Annotated in this window: 16 protein-coding genes; 4 read left to right on the top strand and 12 right to left on the bottom strand. The window is 34.0% G+C overall.

The window, feature by feature from the left end:
• Positions 1 to 26 precede the first annotated feature (26 nt).
• From K1X16_RS10180 to pdxA, 7 genes are all read right to left on the bottom strand, one after another.
• Complete coding sequence (locus K1X16_RS10180) at positions 27 to 2732, bottom strand: reprolysin-like metallopeptidase (RefSeq protein ID WP_225036045.1); 2706 nt, start codon at positions 2730 to 2732, stop codon at positions 27 to 29.
• Between the two features lie 128 nt (positions 2733 to 2860).
• Positions 2861 to 4213: an acetyl-CoA carboxylase biotin carboxylase subunit gene (gene accC, locus K1X16_RS10175; RefSeq protein WP_225036044.1), complete on the bottom strand. Its 1353-nt coding sequence runs from the start codon at positions 4211 to 4213 to the stop codon at positions 2861 to 2863.
• 76 nt (positions 4214 to 4289) lie between these two features.
• Positions 4290 to 4775: an acetyl-CoA carboxylase biotin carboxyl carrier protein gene (gene accB, locus K1X16_RS10170; RefSeq protein ID WP_195870420.1), complete on the bottom strand. Its 486-nt coding sequence runs from the start codon at positions 4773 to 4775 to the stop codon at positions 4290 to 4292.
• Between the two features lie 34 nt (positions 4776 to 4809).
• Complete coding sequence (locus K1X16_RS10165) at positions 4810 to 5805, bottom strand: beta-ketoacyl-ACP synthase III (RefSeq protein ID WP_195870419.1); 996 nt, start codon at positions 5803 to 5805, stop codon at positions 4810 to 4812.
• Positions 5806 to 5984: 179 nt separating this feature from the next.
• Positions 5985 to 6188, bottom strand: a complete 204-nt coding sequence (gene rpmF, locus K1X16_RS10160) for a 50S ribosomal protein L32 (RefSeq protein ID WP_115815437.1) — start codon at positions 6186 to 6188, stop codon at positions 5985 to 5987.
• An 8-nt stretch (positions 6189 to 6196) separates the two neighbouring features.
• On the bottom strand, positions 6197 to 6736 hold the full coding sequence (locus K1X16_RS10155; protein ID WP_195870418.1) for a YceD family protein: 540 nt from the start codon (positions 6734 to 6736) through the stop codon (positions 6197 to 6199).
• Between the two features lie 79 nt (positions 6737 to 6815).
• Positions 6816 to 7856, bottom strand: a complete 1041-nt coding sequence (pdxA, locus tag K1X16_RS10150; protein WP_225036042.1) for a 4-hydroxythreonine-4-phosphate dehydrogenase PdxA — start codon at positions 7854 to 7856, stop codon at positions 6816 to 6818.
• 51 nt (positions 7857 to 7907) lie between these two features.
• Here pdxA and K1X16_RS10145 point away from each other — a divergent pair, with 51 nt between their 5' ends.
• A complete protein-coding gene (locus tag K1X16_RS10145; RefSeq protein ID WP_225036041.1) occupies positions 7908 to 8498 on the top strand; it encodes a riboflavin synthase in 591 nt (196 codons plus the stop codon).
• On the opposite strand, the gene K1X16_RS10140 is transcribed toward K1X16_RS10145, so the two are convergent.
• The 4 genes from K1X16_RS10140 to K1X16_RS10125 form a co-directional block, all read right to left on the bottom strand.
• Positions 8495 to 8701, bottom strand: a complete 207-nt coding sequence (locus K1X16_RS10140; RefSeq protein ID WP_225036040.1) for a hypothetical protein — start codon at positions 8699 to 8701, stop codon at positions 8495 to 8497. The two genes, K1X16_RS10145 and K1X16_RS10140, sit on opposite strands and share 4 nt — an antisense overlap.
• Positions 8702 to 8933: 232 nt before the next feature.
• Positions 8934 to 11435 (bottom strand): carboxypeptidase-like regulatory domain-containing protein, encoded by a 2502-nt coding sequence (locus tag K1X16_RS10135; RefSeq protein ID WP_225036039.1) that lies wholly within the window; start codon positions 11433 to 11435, stop codon positions 8934 to 8936.
• Positions 11422 to 12327, bottom strand: coding sequence for a FecR family protein (locus K1X16_RS10130; RefSeq protein ID WP_225036038.1), 906 nt, complete (start codon positions 12325 to 12327; stop codon positions 11422 to 11424). Before K1X16_RS10130 ends, K1X16_RS10135 begins: the two co-directional genes overlap by 14 nt.
• A 55-nt stretch (positions 12328 to 12382) precedes the next feature.
• Complete coding sequence (locus K1X16_RS10125) at positions 12383 to 12865, bottom strand: sigma-70 family RNA polymerase sigma factor (RefSeq protein ID WP_317190617.1); 483 nt, start codon at positions 12863 to 12865, stop codon at positions 12383 to 12385.
• Positions 12866 to 13092: 227 nt separating this feature from the next.
• Between K1X16_RS10125 and K1X16_RS10120 the strand changes: the two genes are divergently transcribed.
• The 3 genes from K1X16_RS10120 (at position 13093) to K1X16_RS10110 (ending at position 15009) form a co-directional block, all read left to right on the top strand.
• Entirely contained in the window at positions 13093 to 13329 is a 237-nt protein-coding gene (locus K1X16_RS10120; RefSeq protein WP_195870412.1) for a hypothetical protein, read from the top strand.
• A 104-nt stretch (positions 13330 to 13433) separates the two neighbouring features.
• A complete protein-coding gene (locus K1X16_RS10115; RefSeq protein WP_225036037.1) occupies positions 13434 to 14510 on the top strand; it encodes a hypothetical protein in 1077 nt (358 codons plus the stop codon).
• Between the two features lie 25 nt (positions 14511 to 14535).
• The gene (locus K1X16_RS10110; protein ID WP_225036035.1) at positions 14536 to 15009 is read left to right on the top strand and encodes a hypothetical protein; all 474 of its coding nucleotides are present in this window, start codon (positions 14536 to 14538) and stop codon (positions 15007 to 15009) included.
• A 114-nt stretch (positions 15010 to 15123) separates the two neighbouring features.
• Here the strand turns inward: K1X16_RS10110 and K1X16_RS10105 are convergent, their stop codons facing one another.
• Entirely contained in the window at positions 15124 to 15978 is an 855-nt protein-coding gene (locus K1X16_RS10105) for an EcsC family protein (RefSeq protein ID WP_225036034.1), read from the bottom strand.
• Positions 15979 to 16317 lie beyond the last annotated feature (339 nt).

Raw genomic sequence — 16317 nt, 5'->3', positions numbered from 1 at the left:
AGCTTTTAAAGTGATAAATTACGTGTTTAATCTACTATAATTTTCTTCGTTACTTTTTGCTCTCCATCTGTAATGGTTAGCAAATACACACCAGATTGTGCATTATTAAGCTGAACGGTTTCTTCGAATCTACTGATATTATTATAGTTTTTTGAATAGATAGATCGTCCTCTAATATCATGAACCACAACTGAAACATCTTCACCAGATCTTGGGTTAAACTGAATATTAAACTCACCTGTATTTGGGTTAGGATAAATGCTTAATTGATCTAATTCGTTTTCTTCAACTGATAAAACCGCTTCAAAAGAGTTTTTACATACTTCTATGGTCACAGAATTAATGGCGCTATTCGTATTATTTACTGTGCTGTCAAAAATATAAAACACCCAATTTCCTTCGGAGTTTGTACCATTTACAACGGATAATGCATCTTCTGGCGCCACAGTATTTCCATTACTTAGAGTTGAACAATTAATAGCACCACCTTCATCGTCAAAAACTAAATTTGGATTAGCACTACCTGAGCACTCTTGAGATGCTAATCTTATAAGAAATGAACCAGCATAAGCTGGATGTCTAAAGCCATAAAATAAATCACCACTGTTAGGATGTGTTATATCTACGGAAATATTTGCATCTGTCATTATAAAAGAAGCAGGCATTTCTAACGAAAAAGCACTGTAAGACGAAGCATTTTCTGGAACTGGTGCACCTCCAAAATTATATACATAACTTTCACATACCTCTACAGTTTCATAAGCATAATTACCAATTGCAAAAAAGGACGTATTTAGGTTATAAAATATATTTCCAGCACCTTCTACCATAATTCTACATTTAGGTGCGCTTACATTAGGTACAGTAATTGAATGCGAGCCATCATTTGGTACATTAGAAGCCAAAACAGTATCGTAAGTTAAGCCTTCGTCTGTTGAAAGTAATATGTTAACATTTGCGGTATTAACTCCGTTACCTGTTGTACCAGCCACATTCCAAGTTATGGTTTCTGTTTCACCTGGTGTCCAAACTATTTCATTTGTATTTTGTGATGTTACTGTAAATGGGCCAGCTGCTGAGACATTAGTAATAAGCATTTGGTCCGAATCTGTCTGACCTCCTCGAGCATCATTATCTCTTACAGTTAATACAAAATTAATAGCTCTATCAACACTTGCTAACTTTTCCCATGCTGTTGATGTGCCTCCATTAAATAAAACATCTGAAAGTCTTGGCACATATCTAACTGGGTTTTCGGTACCTTCAAAAGATCGTACTAACGGTCCTGAAAAATTAGTTTCACTTGGAGATCCTGCTGAACCTAAGTCATATTGTTCCCACGTGTAGGTTAATGTTTCCATACCATCCGCATCCGTAGAGTTATTACCATTTAATTTATAAGGTGTTCCTTGAGGTATGGTATAATTAGCTCCTGCATTTGCATCTGGTTCTGTATTTCCAGTAGTTGTTCTGCTTACAGGACACGCACCTGTACTTGTCACATGATTCCAAATTCTATTTATACTATTCTGATGAAAATAAGCATCACTACCAACTTGAATATTATCAGAACCACAGATACCTGCATAAGCCATAATTGTAGAACCACTTCCAGGCTCATAAGCATTTGAAGCAGATCTATTTCCTTGTCCACAATTGCCCACTATTCCATTAAAAGTATGTGGTGCACCGAATTGATGCCCCAATTCATGTGCAACAAAATCTATATCAAAAGCATCACCGATTGGTTGTGCCACTCCCGTAACTCCTCGTGCTTTAAAATTAGTATTACAAGTTACACCTGGAGACGCTAATCCACCTGCTCCTGTACTAAAGGTATGACCAACATCATAGTTACTAGATCCAATAACTGAATTGATAATACTCTGACTTTGACTTATCAGTATAGATTCATTATTATTATCAAAAGGATCATCATCTTCATCTGTATATATGATACTCGCGTTATTTGCCACTAAAGTTAAGGTAATTGATAAATCGCGCTCGTAAACACTATTAACTCTATTTATCGTTACAACTATTGCAGCCATTGCATCAGCAACAGTTCCTCCATGAAATTGAGCATATTCTCCTGTACAAGCTACTGCAAGACGGTAATCTCTTAAGGTGCCATCATTTGCATTTCTTGCCAGAGGTGCTTCAAAATTAGTGGTTTCTAATAAGGGATCATCTATTACACCACATTCAAAGTCAAAATCTCGATCAACTAAATTTCTTTTAGAATAAACCGCATAGATGTTACCTTCCTTAGAAAACGGATCAATAAATTGAGTACCATAAGATGATCCTAAAGTCATGCCATGAAATCCTTTTGGTGTAATACTGAACCTAATTATTTCATTAGGGTTATCGATTCCTTGGCCTGCATATGTTTTCATATTTGGAAACTGAGCTTGAAGCTCTGACTCCATCATTGCCACTTCAAACACCTTAAAATCATTTAGTTTTCCTTCTGAATTTGGAAAAGAAATAATAGTATGACCTGGGTTTTCTCTATTCCCAACACTTTGAACTTTAACTTTTAATCGTTCAAGATTTAGTTGAAAGAATTTTTCGGATTTAAGGTTTACTTTTCTTAAAACTTGTTCGGACTGTTTTGCCTTTGATTCGCTAATACTTGTCCACAACTCACTTGAGGATTGTGAAGTCGCTGAAATAGAAAAGCATACCATTATTATGGCAATACTTTTTACTACGTAATTTTGATACATAATTCTTCTTTTTTTATAATCCTTAAAGTTAAGCTAATTATTTTATTAATAATAAATCATGTGGAGTAGAATACTTGGAGAAACGTCATTAAATAAAAAAAACCCAAACTTACATTTGGGTTTTTTTTCTATTCTTCGATCTCTTTTTCTAATTTAAAATCTTCCATAAATTTAGTGGTATAATTACCGGCTAAATAGTCTGGATGATCCATTAATTGTCTATGAAAAGGAATTGTCGTTTTAATACCTTCAATGACGAATTCGTCTAAGGCACGTTTCATTTTATTAATCGCTTCTTCTCTGGTTTGCGCAGTAGTAATTAACTTAGCAATCATAGAGTCGTAGTTTGGAGGAATAATATAACCAGCATAAACATGCGTATCTAAACGCACTCCGTGTCCACCTGGAGCATGAAGTGTTGTAATTCTACCTGGTGACGGTCTAAAATCATTGAACGGATCTTCTGCATTAATTCTACACTCTATAGAATGTAAATTTGGTGTATAGTTTTTACCAGAAATTGGTACTCCTGCAGCGACTAGTATTTGCTCACGAATTAAATCGAAATCAATAACTTGTTCTGTGATTGGGTGCTCTACTTGAATACGTGTATTCATTTCCATAAAGTAGAAGTTTCTGTGCTTATCCACTAAAAACTCAACCGTTCCAGCTCCTTCATACTTAATAAACTCTGCAGCTTTTACTGCAGCTTTACCCATTTTAGTTCTCAGTTTATCAGTCATAAACGGAGAAGGCACTTCTTCTGTTAACTTTTGATGACGTCTCTGTATAGAGCAGTCGCGTTCTGATAAATGACAAGCTTTTCCACGAGAGTCACCAACGATTTGTATTTCAATATGGCGTGGCTCTTCAATAAGCTTTTCCATATACATATCATCATTTCCAAAAGCCGCTTTAGATTCTGAACGTGCAGATTCCCATGCATTTTGAAGGTCTTCTGCTTTCCAAACGGCACGCATCCCTTTTCCACCTCCACCTGCAGAAGCTTTAAGCATTACAGGGTAACCTGTTTCTTTAGCTACTTTTTTACAGTCTTCAAACGTTTCAATGACACCTTCGCTTCCTGGTACACAAGGTACTCCTGCTGCTTTCATGGTCGCTTTAGCATTTGCCTTATCTCCCATTCTATTAATCATATCTTCAGACGCACCTATAAACTTAATGCCATGCTCTTCACATATTTTTGAAAATTTTGCGTTTTCTGACAAGAAACCGTAGCCAGGATGAATGGCATCTGCATTTGTAATTTCTGCAGCAGCAATAATATTTGATATTTTTAAGTACGATTCGCTACTTGGAGGAGGTCCTATACAAACAGCTTCATCTGCAAACTTTACATGTAGACTTTCTGCATCTACTGTAGAGTATACAGCTACCGTTCGTATGCCCATTTCTTTACAGGTTCTAATAACTCTAAGCGCTATTTCACCTCTATTGGCAATTAGTATTTTTTTAAACATAACTTTTAGGTATTTAAAATTTCAAATTCCAAATTTCTATGTATTCAGAAATTATACTTTGGAATTTTAAATTGGGTTATGATGGATCTACCAAGAATAATGGCTGATCGAACTCTACTGGAGACGCATCGTCAACTAGTACTTTTACAATTTTACCAGAAACCTCTGACTCAATTTCGTTAAATAACTTCATCGCTTCGATAACACAAAGCACATCACCTTCTTTAATATCTGTACCTACTTCTACAAAAACTGGTTTGTCTGGAGCAGGCTTGCGATAAAATGTACCAATTATTGGTGACTTTATGGTGATATATTTAGAATCTTCTGCGGCAGGTGTTGGTGTAGCTGCAGCTTCTGGCGCTGGTGCTGCAGCTTGTGCTACTGGCGCTGGTTGTTGCATTACAGGAGCCGCTTGCATTGGTACTTGTTGTACAATTGTAGTCTCGCTTTCTGAACCGGTTCTAATGGTGATTTTAATATCATCCATTTCTAACTTAACTTCGCTTGCTCCAGATTTGGCTACAAATTTAATTAAGTTCTGAATTTCTTTGATATCCATAATTTTAGATATTTTTTGATTAGTTAGTTTTTAATTAGGAATTGTAAGCCCACTTAAGATAAATTGAGCCCCAAGTAAATCCGCCACCAAAGGCAGCAAATATAATTTTATCACCTTTTTTAAGTTGTGATTCGTAATCAAACAATAGTAATGGTAAGGTAGCGGAAGTCGTATTTCCATACCTCTGAATATTTATCATTACTTTATCTTCTTCTAATTCAATTCTATTAGCTGTAGCATCAATAATACGTTTATTGGCTTGGTGCGCTGCTAACCATGCAATATCATCGTTTGTTAGATTATTTCTTTTCATAATCCTTTCTGATACATCTGCCATATTAAAAACAGCATTTTTGAATACTGTTTTTCCGTCTTGAAAGACATAATGTTTTCCTTCGTTAAAAGTATCTTTGGTTATAGGATAAGACGACCCTCCGTAAGTGGCTTGTAAAAACTCTCTTCCTTCACCATTACTTCGAAGTAATTCATCTTGCAAACCTAAACCTTCTTCATTAGGTTCAAAAAGTACAGCACCTGCACCATCTCCAAAGATAATACACGTTGCTCTGTCTTTATAGTTTATAAATGATGAATTTTTATCGGCTCCTATTAAAAGAATTTTTTTATAGCGACCGGCTTCTATATAAGCTGTTGCCGTAGACATTCCGAAAAGAAAACTAGAACATGCTGCTTCCAAATCGTATGAAAATGCATTCACGGCTCCAATTTCTGTTGCTGTATACGCTGCGGTTGATGCGGCTTTCATATCTGGTGATGCCGTACAAACAATAACTAGGTCAATTTCTTTAGGGTCTAATCCCTTTTTTTGGATTAAATCCTCTGCCGCTTTAATGGCTAAAAACGAGGTACCTTTTCCTTCCTCTTTAAGAATTCGACGTTCTTTTATACCTGTTCTTGAGGTGATCCACTCGTCATTGGTTTCAACCATTGTTTCGAGGATTTTGTTCGTTAAAACATATTCAGGAACATAGCCTCCGACAGCTGTAATTGCCGCTGTGATTTTACTCATTATTAGCTTTTAGATTAATTAAAAGTATGAAAAATAGATAGAAAAACAGTGTGTTTTATTCAATTTTCCGCGTTTTTTGGCAAATAGTAACGCAAAGTAAGTGGTTTTTGCTCTATTCAAAAAATAATAACAAAAAAAACGCTCACATAGGAGCGTTTTCTTGTATGCATGCATAATACTTATGCTGCGTTTTCTTCTTCAACAGAGTTGTCAATAAGCACTTGACCTCTATAATATAATTTACCTTCGTGCCAATGAGCTCTATGGTATAAGTGTGGCTCACCAGTTGTTGGGCAAGTTGCTATTTGAGGTACAGAAGCTTTGTAATGTGTTCTTCTTTTATCTCTTCTTGTTTTCGATATTTTACGCTTTGGATGTGCCATTTTAAATGTTATTTATCCGTTAATAGTTTTTTTAAATTATTCCAACGAGGATCAATATCCTCAGATGATTTTTCTTTATCGTCCTGTTGTGGACTTAATTCTTCTAATTTTGAAAGTATATCCGATTGCAACGTGCCATCTTCAATACCAGGATGAACTCTTTTAATAGGAACTGCTAAAATAATAAGTTCATATATATATTGTGCCACATTAATTTCGTATTCGCCATGTGGGATAATTAATATATCTTCATTATCATCATTAAACTCATTTCCAAATTTAACTACGAGTTTAAACTCGTCTTTAATGTCCTGGTTATAAGGTTCGTTTGATATATCACAGTTTACATTTACACACCCTTCTGCAGAAAATAGCAACTCTAAAAGGGTTGTTTTTTTCTCTAATTTCAGGTCGATTTTAACATCAACTGCATTGAATTCATCGTATTCAAAATGCTCAAAGAACGTATTATCTATTTGATAATCAAAATGATGATCTCCTACCTTTAAACCTACAAAAGGGATAGTATAAGATTTTAATGCCTTCATTATCACATTCATTTTGAGCGTGCAAATATATAACTTTTTCCTAATTTAATGCGTAGATATCAACAAATTTTGTTTATAACTAACGAGATGCTTTTTTTAAAGGGTTTTTACTATAGTAATTATGCTCTTCTCTATGCCTAAAAATTTCGATTGCTGTAACAATGGCTTGTTTCATTGAGCTTTCATCTGCAATACCTTTTCCTGCTATTTCATAGGCTGTTCCATGATCTGGAGATGTTCTCACTTTGTCTAAACCTGCTGTATAATTGACACCTTTTCCAAAGGCAATAGTTTTAAAGGGAATTAAGCCTTGGTCGTGATAAGAAGCAATTATAGCGTCAAAGTTTTTATATGTACTTGAACCAAAAAAGCTATCTGCAGAATATGGTCCGTAAACTAAAGTGCCTTCAGATTTTATTTTTTCTAAGGTGGGTTTTAAAACTGTATCATCTTCATTGCCTATAACTCCATTATCACCTGCATGTGGATTAATGGCTAAAACAGCAATTTTTGGTTTTCTAATTCCAAAGTCATGTTTTAAAGATTTAGTAACCGTTGCTATCTTCTCTTTAATAAGGGCTTTTGTAATGGTATTACTCGCATCCTTAAGCGGCACATGGTCTGTTAAAAGCCCTACACGCAAATCATCTGAGACCATAAACATTAAACTTTTTCCATTTAAAGCTTTGGCTAAATAATCTGTATGACCTGGGAAGTTAAACTTCTCAGACTGAATATTATGTTTGTTAATTGGTGCTGTTACCAAAACATCAATGGCTCCTTCTTTTAAAGCTTTGGTAGCCGCCTCGAGAGATTTAATAGCATATTCACCTATTTTTTTATCTTCTGAACCAAAATCAATTTTAACAGCTTCATCCCATACATTAACTACATTAACTTTTCCATGAACCACTTTATCGGGTGAATCAATGCTAAAAAAATTAATTTTACTGTTAAAGTGATTCTTAAAGAATTGCATTGTTTTAGCCGAAGCAAAAATTACAGGAGTATTTAACTCTAAAGATCTTGGGTCTTCATAAGATTTAATGACTATTTCTGCGCCAATACCATTTAAGTCTCCTATAGAAATCCCTACAATTATCTTTTCGTCTTTTTTCATTTTTTGTCTTTAACTTTGTAACTGCAAATTTAACTAAATAAAGTACAAATTATGTTCACAGGCATTATAGAAGATCTCGGCACCATTAAAAAATTAAATAGAGACGGAGGAAACCTTCACATAACAGTGCATACCTCTATAACTAATGAACTAAAAATAGATCAAAGTGTTGCTCATAATGGTGTGTGTTTAACTGTGGTTAGAATAAAGGGAGATTCATATACGGTTACAGCCATACAAGAAACTCTAGACAAAACTAATTTAGGACTGCTTAAAGAAAACCAACTCGTAAATATTGAACGTGCTATGAAACTTGGTGATCGCTTAGATGGCCATATTGTGCAAGGTCATGTAGATCAGGTTGCAAACTGCGTTAACATTGAAGAAGAAGACGGTAGTTGGATATTTACTTTTGAATATGACAAAGGTCTTAACAACATTACTATTGAAAAAGGGTCCATTACCGTAAATGGAGTGAGTTTAACGGTTGTAAATTCTGAATTGAATTGTTTTTCAGTCGCTATTATACCATATACCTATAATCACACTACTTTTAAAACTATAAAAGTTGGTGATACTATAAATTTAGAGTTTGATGTTATCGGGAAATATGTAAAACGCCTTAATGAACTAAGACATTAAGCTTTTTTTTGAGACAATTTATACGATTTATAAACACCATAGCCTAATGCTAGTATAAACAAAGCAATTAGTCCATTATCAATCGGAAAACCTGGTGGCCCTGGTGGTGCTGGTGGTGGTGGCGCTCCAGTAGCACTCTGAGCCATAGATGCAAAGCCAACGAAAAAAACTAAGATAGAGGCAAACATATTCTTCTTGTGCATTCTATTGATTATGGTGTAAAAGTATAAAAAAAAACGAGTTAACAAAATTAAATTCACTAAAAAACATCTTCAAACGGTAAATATTATCGACAAAATGCACAAAATAAGGTTAAATTAGGGAAGTTACCTACATTTCTAATTAAATATGTATGCAAATATAATATTAAAATTAAATAACCACCATAATGAACGCGCTCAAATCACAAAATAAGCGTTTAACTACCAACAGTTTCTAAAAATAAACTCGCAAAACAGCATTAGTTGTAATACCTAATGAATATCTGGTGAATTTTACCGCATGATTTTCTGCATCGATTCTATAATAATTATTTATTGGGTTTTCAGCATCGGAAATGTTCCATGCCGAAATACCTACTTCTGATCGTAACCCTTTACTGATTTTAAATTTATACAGTGCAGAAGCGTCTATTCTTAAATAATCTTGTAATCTTTCGTTATTTGCACTATCGAAATTGATGGTATTTTCTACAACTTCATTTCCCTGTATTGGTATGGAGGTTGGTTTACCCAAACGGTAATTAAGTCCTGCAGATATTTTCCATGAGTCATCACTATAGGTGGTTCCTAACGTAAAGGCATGAGTAATATCAAAATTACTGGGAAACTCTACTTCTTCGAGCGTATGAAAGGTATAATCGTTTTTGATGTAGGCATAACTTAACCAAGTGTTTAGATTGTTAAAGTTCTTTCGGACTAAAATTTCAGCACCGAAAACATCATAACTGCCTTTTTCTTTTTCAAATTCATACTTAGTGGTAAAACTTTGACTTTGCGTTGTAATACCATCTACGGTTTTATAGTATGCTTTGGCATCCAACAACCATCCTTTATTTCTATAAAGCAACCCAATAGACCCTTGTTTACTTTTAAGAATAGGAATACTGTCGTTATCTGAAAGTTGCCATCGTCGCTTTTCAACTCCTAAAAAATCATTTTGAAAGTTGACTATTTGCGAGGTGTTTTGATGTTTAAATTCCCCCAAAGCTTCCAATTCAAAATGGTTTCCTAAGGTTTTTCTAATACTTAATCGTGGTTCTATAATTAGTTCATCAAACTTCTCGATATAATTAATTCTTGCACCTAAGTTTACATTGACATCTTTATTTTCATTTTGAAACTGAGTTTGTGCAAATACAGCCTGTTCTCTTACAATTTCTTCATCTCGTCTTACAAATCTTGGCACATCAATATCGTTTAAGTTTGTAACCTTAGATTCAGTAAAATTATAACCTAAATTAAACTGCCATTGGTTTTGGGTATAAAAGCCTTCTAGTTTTACTGAAGTTTCAGACACTATATTTTCTTGTAAAAACCGTTGCTCTGCCATAATATTCGCATTTACGGCTTGTAACTTATAATCTGTGTTATATACATTAAGAACTGTACTCCATTTATCATTCCACTGGCGTCGGTAATTGAAACCAGCAGATAAACTGTTTTGGGAAATACTGCTTTCTCGTGATTCTTGTATTCCATTATAAAATGCAGACTCATCAAAAGTTAAATCGTTATGAACTAGTAGAAAGTTTAAGCGAATAAAATCCTTATCAGTCGGGTTGTAAAGCCATCGTATGGAGGTGTCATAAAAATCAAAAGATTGGTTGGAGTTATTGACATTAGATACGTTTTCTTGTACTTCTGTGTGCTGTGTTACGCGTTCAAAATAGGTGTCGTAGGTTGGTGTGCGCACTAACTCATCAATAGATTTCCGTCCTGCAAGTTGAACTGAAGACTTTTTTCCCACTGGAACATTTAAAAACACATCAGCATTTAAAAGATTGAGACCGAAAGAGCCTTTAAAATTAGTTTCAATCGTTGTATTTGAATGCATATCAATAGTTCCAGACACACCGTCTGTGAAGGACGCATCTGTTCCATTATTAATGACCGTTGCGGTTTGCGTCATTTGCGGATTAAAACTTGAAATCAGTCCGAAAAAATGACTAGATTGATACATTTTAATCCCATCCCAAAGTAATAGATTTTGATCGTTAGAACCGCCTCGTATATTAATATTAGAAACTGTTTCGTCAACACTTTGTACACTTGGCAATGCTTGAACCGTGTGGAGCACATCAGACTCAATAAGCCCTGGTAACAGTGTGAACTTACTATAATCTATGGCGATGCTTCCATTTTGGCGTTTATCGATACCTTTAATAATATAAGCGTTGAGTAATACAGAACTAAAGACTTCTGTTTCTTCAAGTAATAGTATAGGTTCGCAACTATTTAAGTTAAAATACTTGGCTTGGCGTTCTATGGTTTTAAAACCGATAAACCGAATCGTTAAAACAGCATCAGAAGATGGAACTTCAATTTCAAAATAACCATCCTCATTGGTAACTGCATAGTCACCTTTTGTATAGATTGTTGCACCATAAAGCGGGTTTTCTAATGAGTCTTGTATATAACCACAAATGCTTAAGGGCTTAGATATGGTAATTACGACATCGCTAATTCTTGTAAATACAAAATCCGTTTGTTGCTCTAAATTTTTAATTTTAGCATTAACACTGAGATTCTCGGTAACAGGAACTACATAAACACCTTTAAGAAGGTCACTTTTGTAATTAAACGTAATATTATGCGCTTTAGAAATCTCATTTAGCGCCTGAAGCATTAACACTTTTTCGTTATGAGTTTGTGCGCCAATACTAGAAAAGCCACATAGGAAACTTATAAAAAAAATTATATAATTAATTTTTGGCATTCTGTATGGTGACCTCTTTATTATTTATAATCTCATAGGTCAAATCTAATGGCTGTGTTATGGATTTTAAAGCATTGTTAAGGTTATTATGCTCAAACGCACCTGTAAATCTTAAGTTCTTTGTACTAATAGAATCTGAAATGGTGATACTGTACTGAAGTTCAAGTTCTGTAAGAACCGCTTTTATTGGCGTGTTTTTAAATACACTCATGTCTTTCAACCAATGAGGTTCCGCTATAACAATGTTAGACTTTTGAGCATTTCCTGAATCTAAACTAAATTCTGAACCTGCTGGAAGTTCAATGACCTCATCATTATAACGCACTTGCACCAAACCTTCGTAACAAGTGACTTTAAAAAGATCACCTTTAGAGAGGACATTAAATTCAGTCCCCAAGACACTTACTTTTCCGAGTTTAGTGGTCACATCAAAGCGTTTTCCTTTTTCGACATCAAAGAATGCTTCCCCTTTTAAACTTAGGGTTCTTTCTTCGTTCCAGTTAGAAACATTATAATCCAATAACGATAATTCATTAAGTTCTACTATAGAATTATCTGGAAGTGTAATGGTTTCCTTTTGTGCTATTTCGGTTGAAACTGTAGTAGTAACATCTCTATTCCAATATAAAAACACGGTTAATGCAATAACAATAACAGCTGAGATACGCGCCGCAATACGCATCCAGTTAAATGATGCCACATTCTTTTCCTTTAATTTATTATTTATGGTTTCAAACGTTGGCACTTTTGCTTGGTGATTGCCACTAAAGCGATGTGCCTCTTCTGCTATTTCTTCATACAGCTTGGCATCATCTAAAGCCTTAAAGGCTTCCGCCTCTGCTTCAGACAAGTCGTTTTCCAACCATTTTTTTAGTACATATTCTTTGTCCATAACTTGATGCTATACTTATAAAACAACTTAACTTTCAATTGTCCCGAAAATATTTTCAGTTAAGCTCTTCTAATTGGTCTTTCAATTTATTTAAAGCGGCATAAATTCTATGTTCAGCAACTTTTTTGGTCACATTTAATAGCTCTGCAATTTCTTTGTGAGTTTTTCCATCGACCTTACATAAAAGAAAAGCCGCACGTTCTTCTTCCTTTAATGTAGACAAGGCGGTTTCATAGCGTTTTAAAAATTCCTTTTTACGCATCATGAATTCTGGCGTCTCGTTGGTATAATCTTGTGGCTTTACTTCCTGATGTTTAAAAACTACCTTTTGGTGCTTCACTTCATTTAACATCATATTATTAGCAACTGTATATAAGTAAGATTTTGCGGCTTCAGGTGCTACTTTTGCACAATTTTCCCATAATTTAATAAAAGCATCTTGTACTTTATCTGATGGATTTAATAAGTCACCATATTTGTAATACAAAATGTTACTCATACTCTGTGCATACTTTTCATAGAGTTTAGAAAAGCGCAATTTATTACAGACATCTTTATGAAGCGACTTAGGCAATTAAAAAGTGAGGTTTGAAATTGAATCTTCAAAAGTATACTTTTTTTTTAAAAACCATAAAAAAGTAAATGTTACTAAATCATCAAGTTCAAATTTTAGGTTAGAAATGACAATTACCATAATATAATTTGGGAGATTCTATTATTTAGTTGTTTTAAAACTATAACCCAAATTTAAAACCTCAAAAAGATATGAATCCATCTATTGAAAGTAAAAAAACTAGCCGTTTACTTGCTACTATAGCAATCATCAAAAAAAGGGAGTTACGAGATTATAATCACAAGGTTTTAGAATTAGAAAAACAAATTGAAACAAACGCAAACCATAAACTTAACTCCTATAAATATCAACTTATTCAATCTCGTCTTATGAAACTAAAAACCACAATAAAAAGCCTAAAACAACTCGAGTTACAATTGCATAAATAAAAAAAATAAGAATTTCTTGGGACATTTAATTACTGAGTTGTTCTAAGTATAAAGGCAGTAATTAAAAAGCCTTTTAAATTAAAAACTTAACCATAAAAATCAAAATGAAAACAATTAAACCTTTACTTTTTGCCTTAGTTGGATTATTCCTAACCATGACGTCTTGTAGAACTGAAGACGATTTAAGTATTGATCCACCAACAGAATCTACCTTACAAGCCAATTCGGTTTTAGCAAGCCAAATTCAACAAGTCACTATGAACGATGGCTCTATAGATAATATCGTTTATAATGCCAACTGTTTTACGATTCAACTTCCTATCTCAGTAACGATTAATGGAGTAGAATTAACCATTACCAATATTGATGATTATGACGATCTTGAAGACATTTTAGATGAATTCGATGACGATGATGATACTATAGATATTGAATTTCCTATCACCATCATTTTTGCAGACTATACAGAAACGCAAGTCAATAGTTTAGACCAACTAGAAGATTATGCAGACGATTGTAATGATGAAAATGAGTTTGATGATGATATAGAATGTTTAGATTTTGTATATCCTATTTCAGCTTCAGTTTTTAACACCAATAATGAAGTTATTGAGACACTAACCTTTACTAACGATTATGACCTTTACGAATTTATAGACGATATAGATGAAGATGATTTAATAGGTTTTGAATTCCCTATAAGTATTGTCATTGCTGATGGCACCGAAATTGTAATTAACAATTTTAATGAGCTAGATGATGCTATTGATGAGTTTGATGATGATTGCGATGAAGATGATGATTTCGATTATGGTGATGACGATTGTAATAATTGTACACCAAGCCAATTACAGTCTGTATTAACGGCATGTTCTGATTGGCACATTGACGAGCTAGAACGCAATGATAATGATTTGGAAAACAACTATAATGGCTACCTTTTTAACTTCTTCGCAGATGAAACCGTAACAGTGGCTTGGAGTGGTAACAGCGCAAGCGGTACTTGGGTTATTAACGGAACAGGCAACGACATCACAGTAACATTTGATATTCCAGGATTTGATGATATCAATACAACTTGGCATCTCGATGAAATCGATAATGATAATGATGACGTAGAAATTGATTTTGCAATTGGAGACGATGACGAGCTAGAATTTCAAAACGATAATTGTAATTAAAAAATAAACTTAAAATATAAATATTATGAAAAAAGGAATGTATTTCGGCTTATTGCTAATGTTAGGTTTCTCACTGATGTCTGCTACTTGTTCTAGTGACGACGATGACATTGATTTTGATGATGATTGCGGTAATTGTTCAATAGAACGTTTAGAAACTGTTTTGTCAGCGTGTTCAGATTGGTATATTGACGACTTAGAACGCAATAACAACAACTTAGATAACAACTATATCGGTTACCGGTTTAATTTCTCTATAGACAATGGAGTTACAGTTACTTGGGGAAACAATACAGAGACTGGCACGTGGTCTGTTGAGGAATCAGGCAATAGCATTTATGTCACTTTCGATATTCCAGGATTTGATGACATAAACGACACTTGGAGATTAGATGACATCGATAATGACGATGACGACGATGATGATGATGCGTTTGAAGTGGACTTTGAAATTGGTGATGATGATTTAGAGTTTGAAAACGAAAATTGTGACTTTTAAATTTGAGTTATCCCTAAGTAAATCACCTATCTTACTTGATTAATAGCTGAACCAACCATGAAGACATTTATGGTTGGTTTTTTTGTATGAAATTAGTTGTCACACCATAGATCACTACCTTTTAATGTTTGTTTTTATAGCCTCATAAGCCAATTTAACCGCTGCTTCGCCATACTTTCGTTCTAGTCGTCTAATTGTAAAATGTGCCGTTGCCATGTTCTGAAAATGATCTACAAATACATAGTTTAAGCCACCTCCTCCAATCGCTCCTGCAACAGGTACGGCTTGTGCTAGAAATTTTTCACTAATTAAAAGACTTAATCTAGCTGCAATTTTAGATAAGAAATTACTAACCGCATTAGAACCTAAAACACTTGCTCCTTTAACTAGGCTTTCTAATCCCATCTTTATCCCAGCTGATGATACATTATTTAATGCTGAATTTAGAGCCATCCTTGTAGTGTAGTAACTCATTTCCATACCATCATCATCTACTGAATCTCCACCAAGCGCAAAAACTTGCAAGCATGCCATTTGGCCTTCCAAAGAATAGATATCCTCACCTTCACTGCGTGCAATATCCATTATGGTTCGCATAATGAATTTAGTTGTAATTGTGACTTCAGACGCAAAAATAGCCGTTCCCAAACCTGTTGAGGCTCCAAAAAAACCACTTAACGCTCCGGTGCCAGTCACAATGCTTTTATAGGTGTTTTTTGAAGGCTTCTTAAACGACTGATTCTTTTTAATCGTTAATAAATTAGCCTTTATAATTTTTAATAATACAGATTCTGTAATCTTCTGTACTTTAACTAAGACTTTTTCTGGGACATAACTCACACCTGTTTCTACCGTACTTCCAATTTTATTGACATTACGAATAGCCCAACCTAAATTATGCATGCTATATTTAGCTTGCTTTAAGGCTTCTTTATCATCTGATGTTATGGTGTTTGTTGTGATATTCAATAGTGTTGTTTATTAAGATGTGTCGTGAAAATTTAATAATTGTTACAAAATTTAGAAACACTTGAGATGAATCCCAAATGTTTAGTGCGAAAAACTTAATGGTTTAAACCCTGTGTTTCAAAACAAGTTCTATGTTTAAAAAACTGAATTTGAATTTAATTTTTTCACAATCAGACCTTCACTCAAATAAAATACCATTCACCCATTAAAAAACCCTAACAAAACATTGACATCTACTGATTATAAAATAGTTCTTGTTTATGTAGTGATATTTCAGTCAATTTATCCTTTTAAGGGCTAATTAATAGCGAACAGTTCTGATAGCTATAGGAATGACAA

Origin of the sequence: Winogradskyella sp. SM1960 (genome assembly GCF_020179375.1) — a bacterium.
In the GTDB taxonomy this organism is placed as follows: Bacteria; Bacteroidota; Bacteroidia; order Flavobacteriales; family Flavobacteriaceae; genus Winogradskyella; species Winogradskyella marina.
Note: the sequence above shows the minus strand (reverse complement) of the source record. Positions and strands in the feature narration are given on the sequence as shown.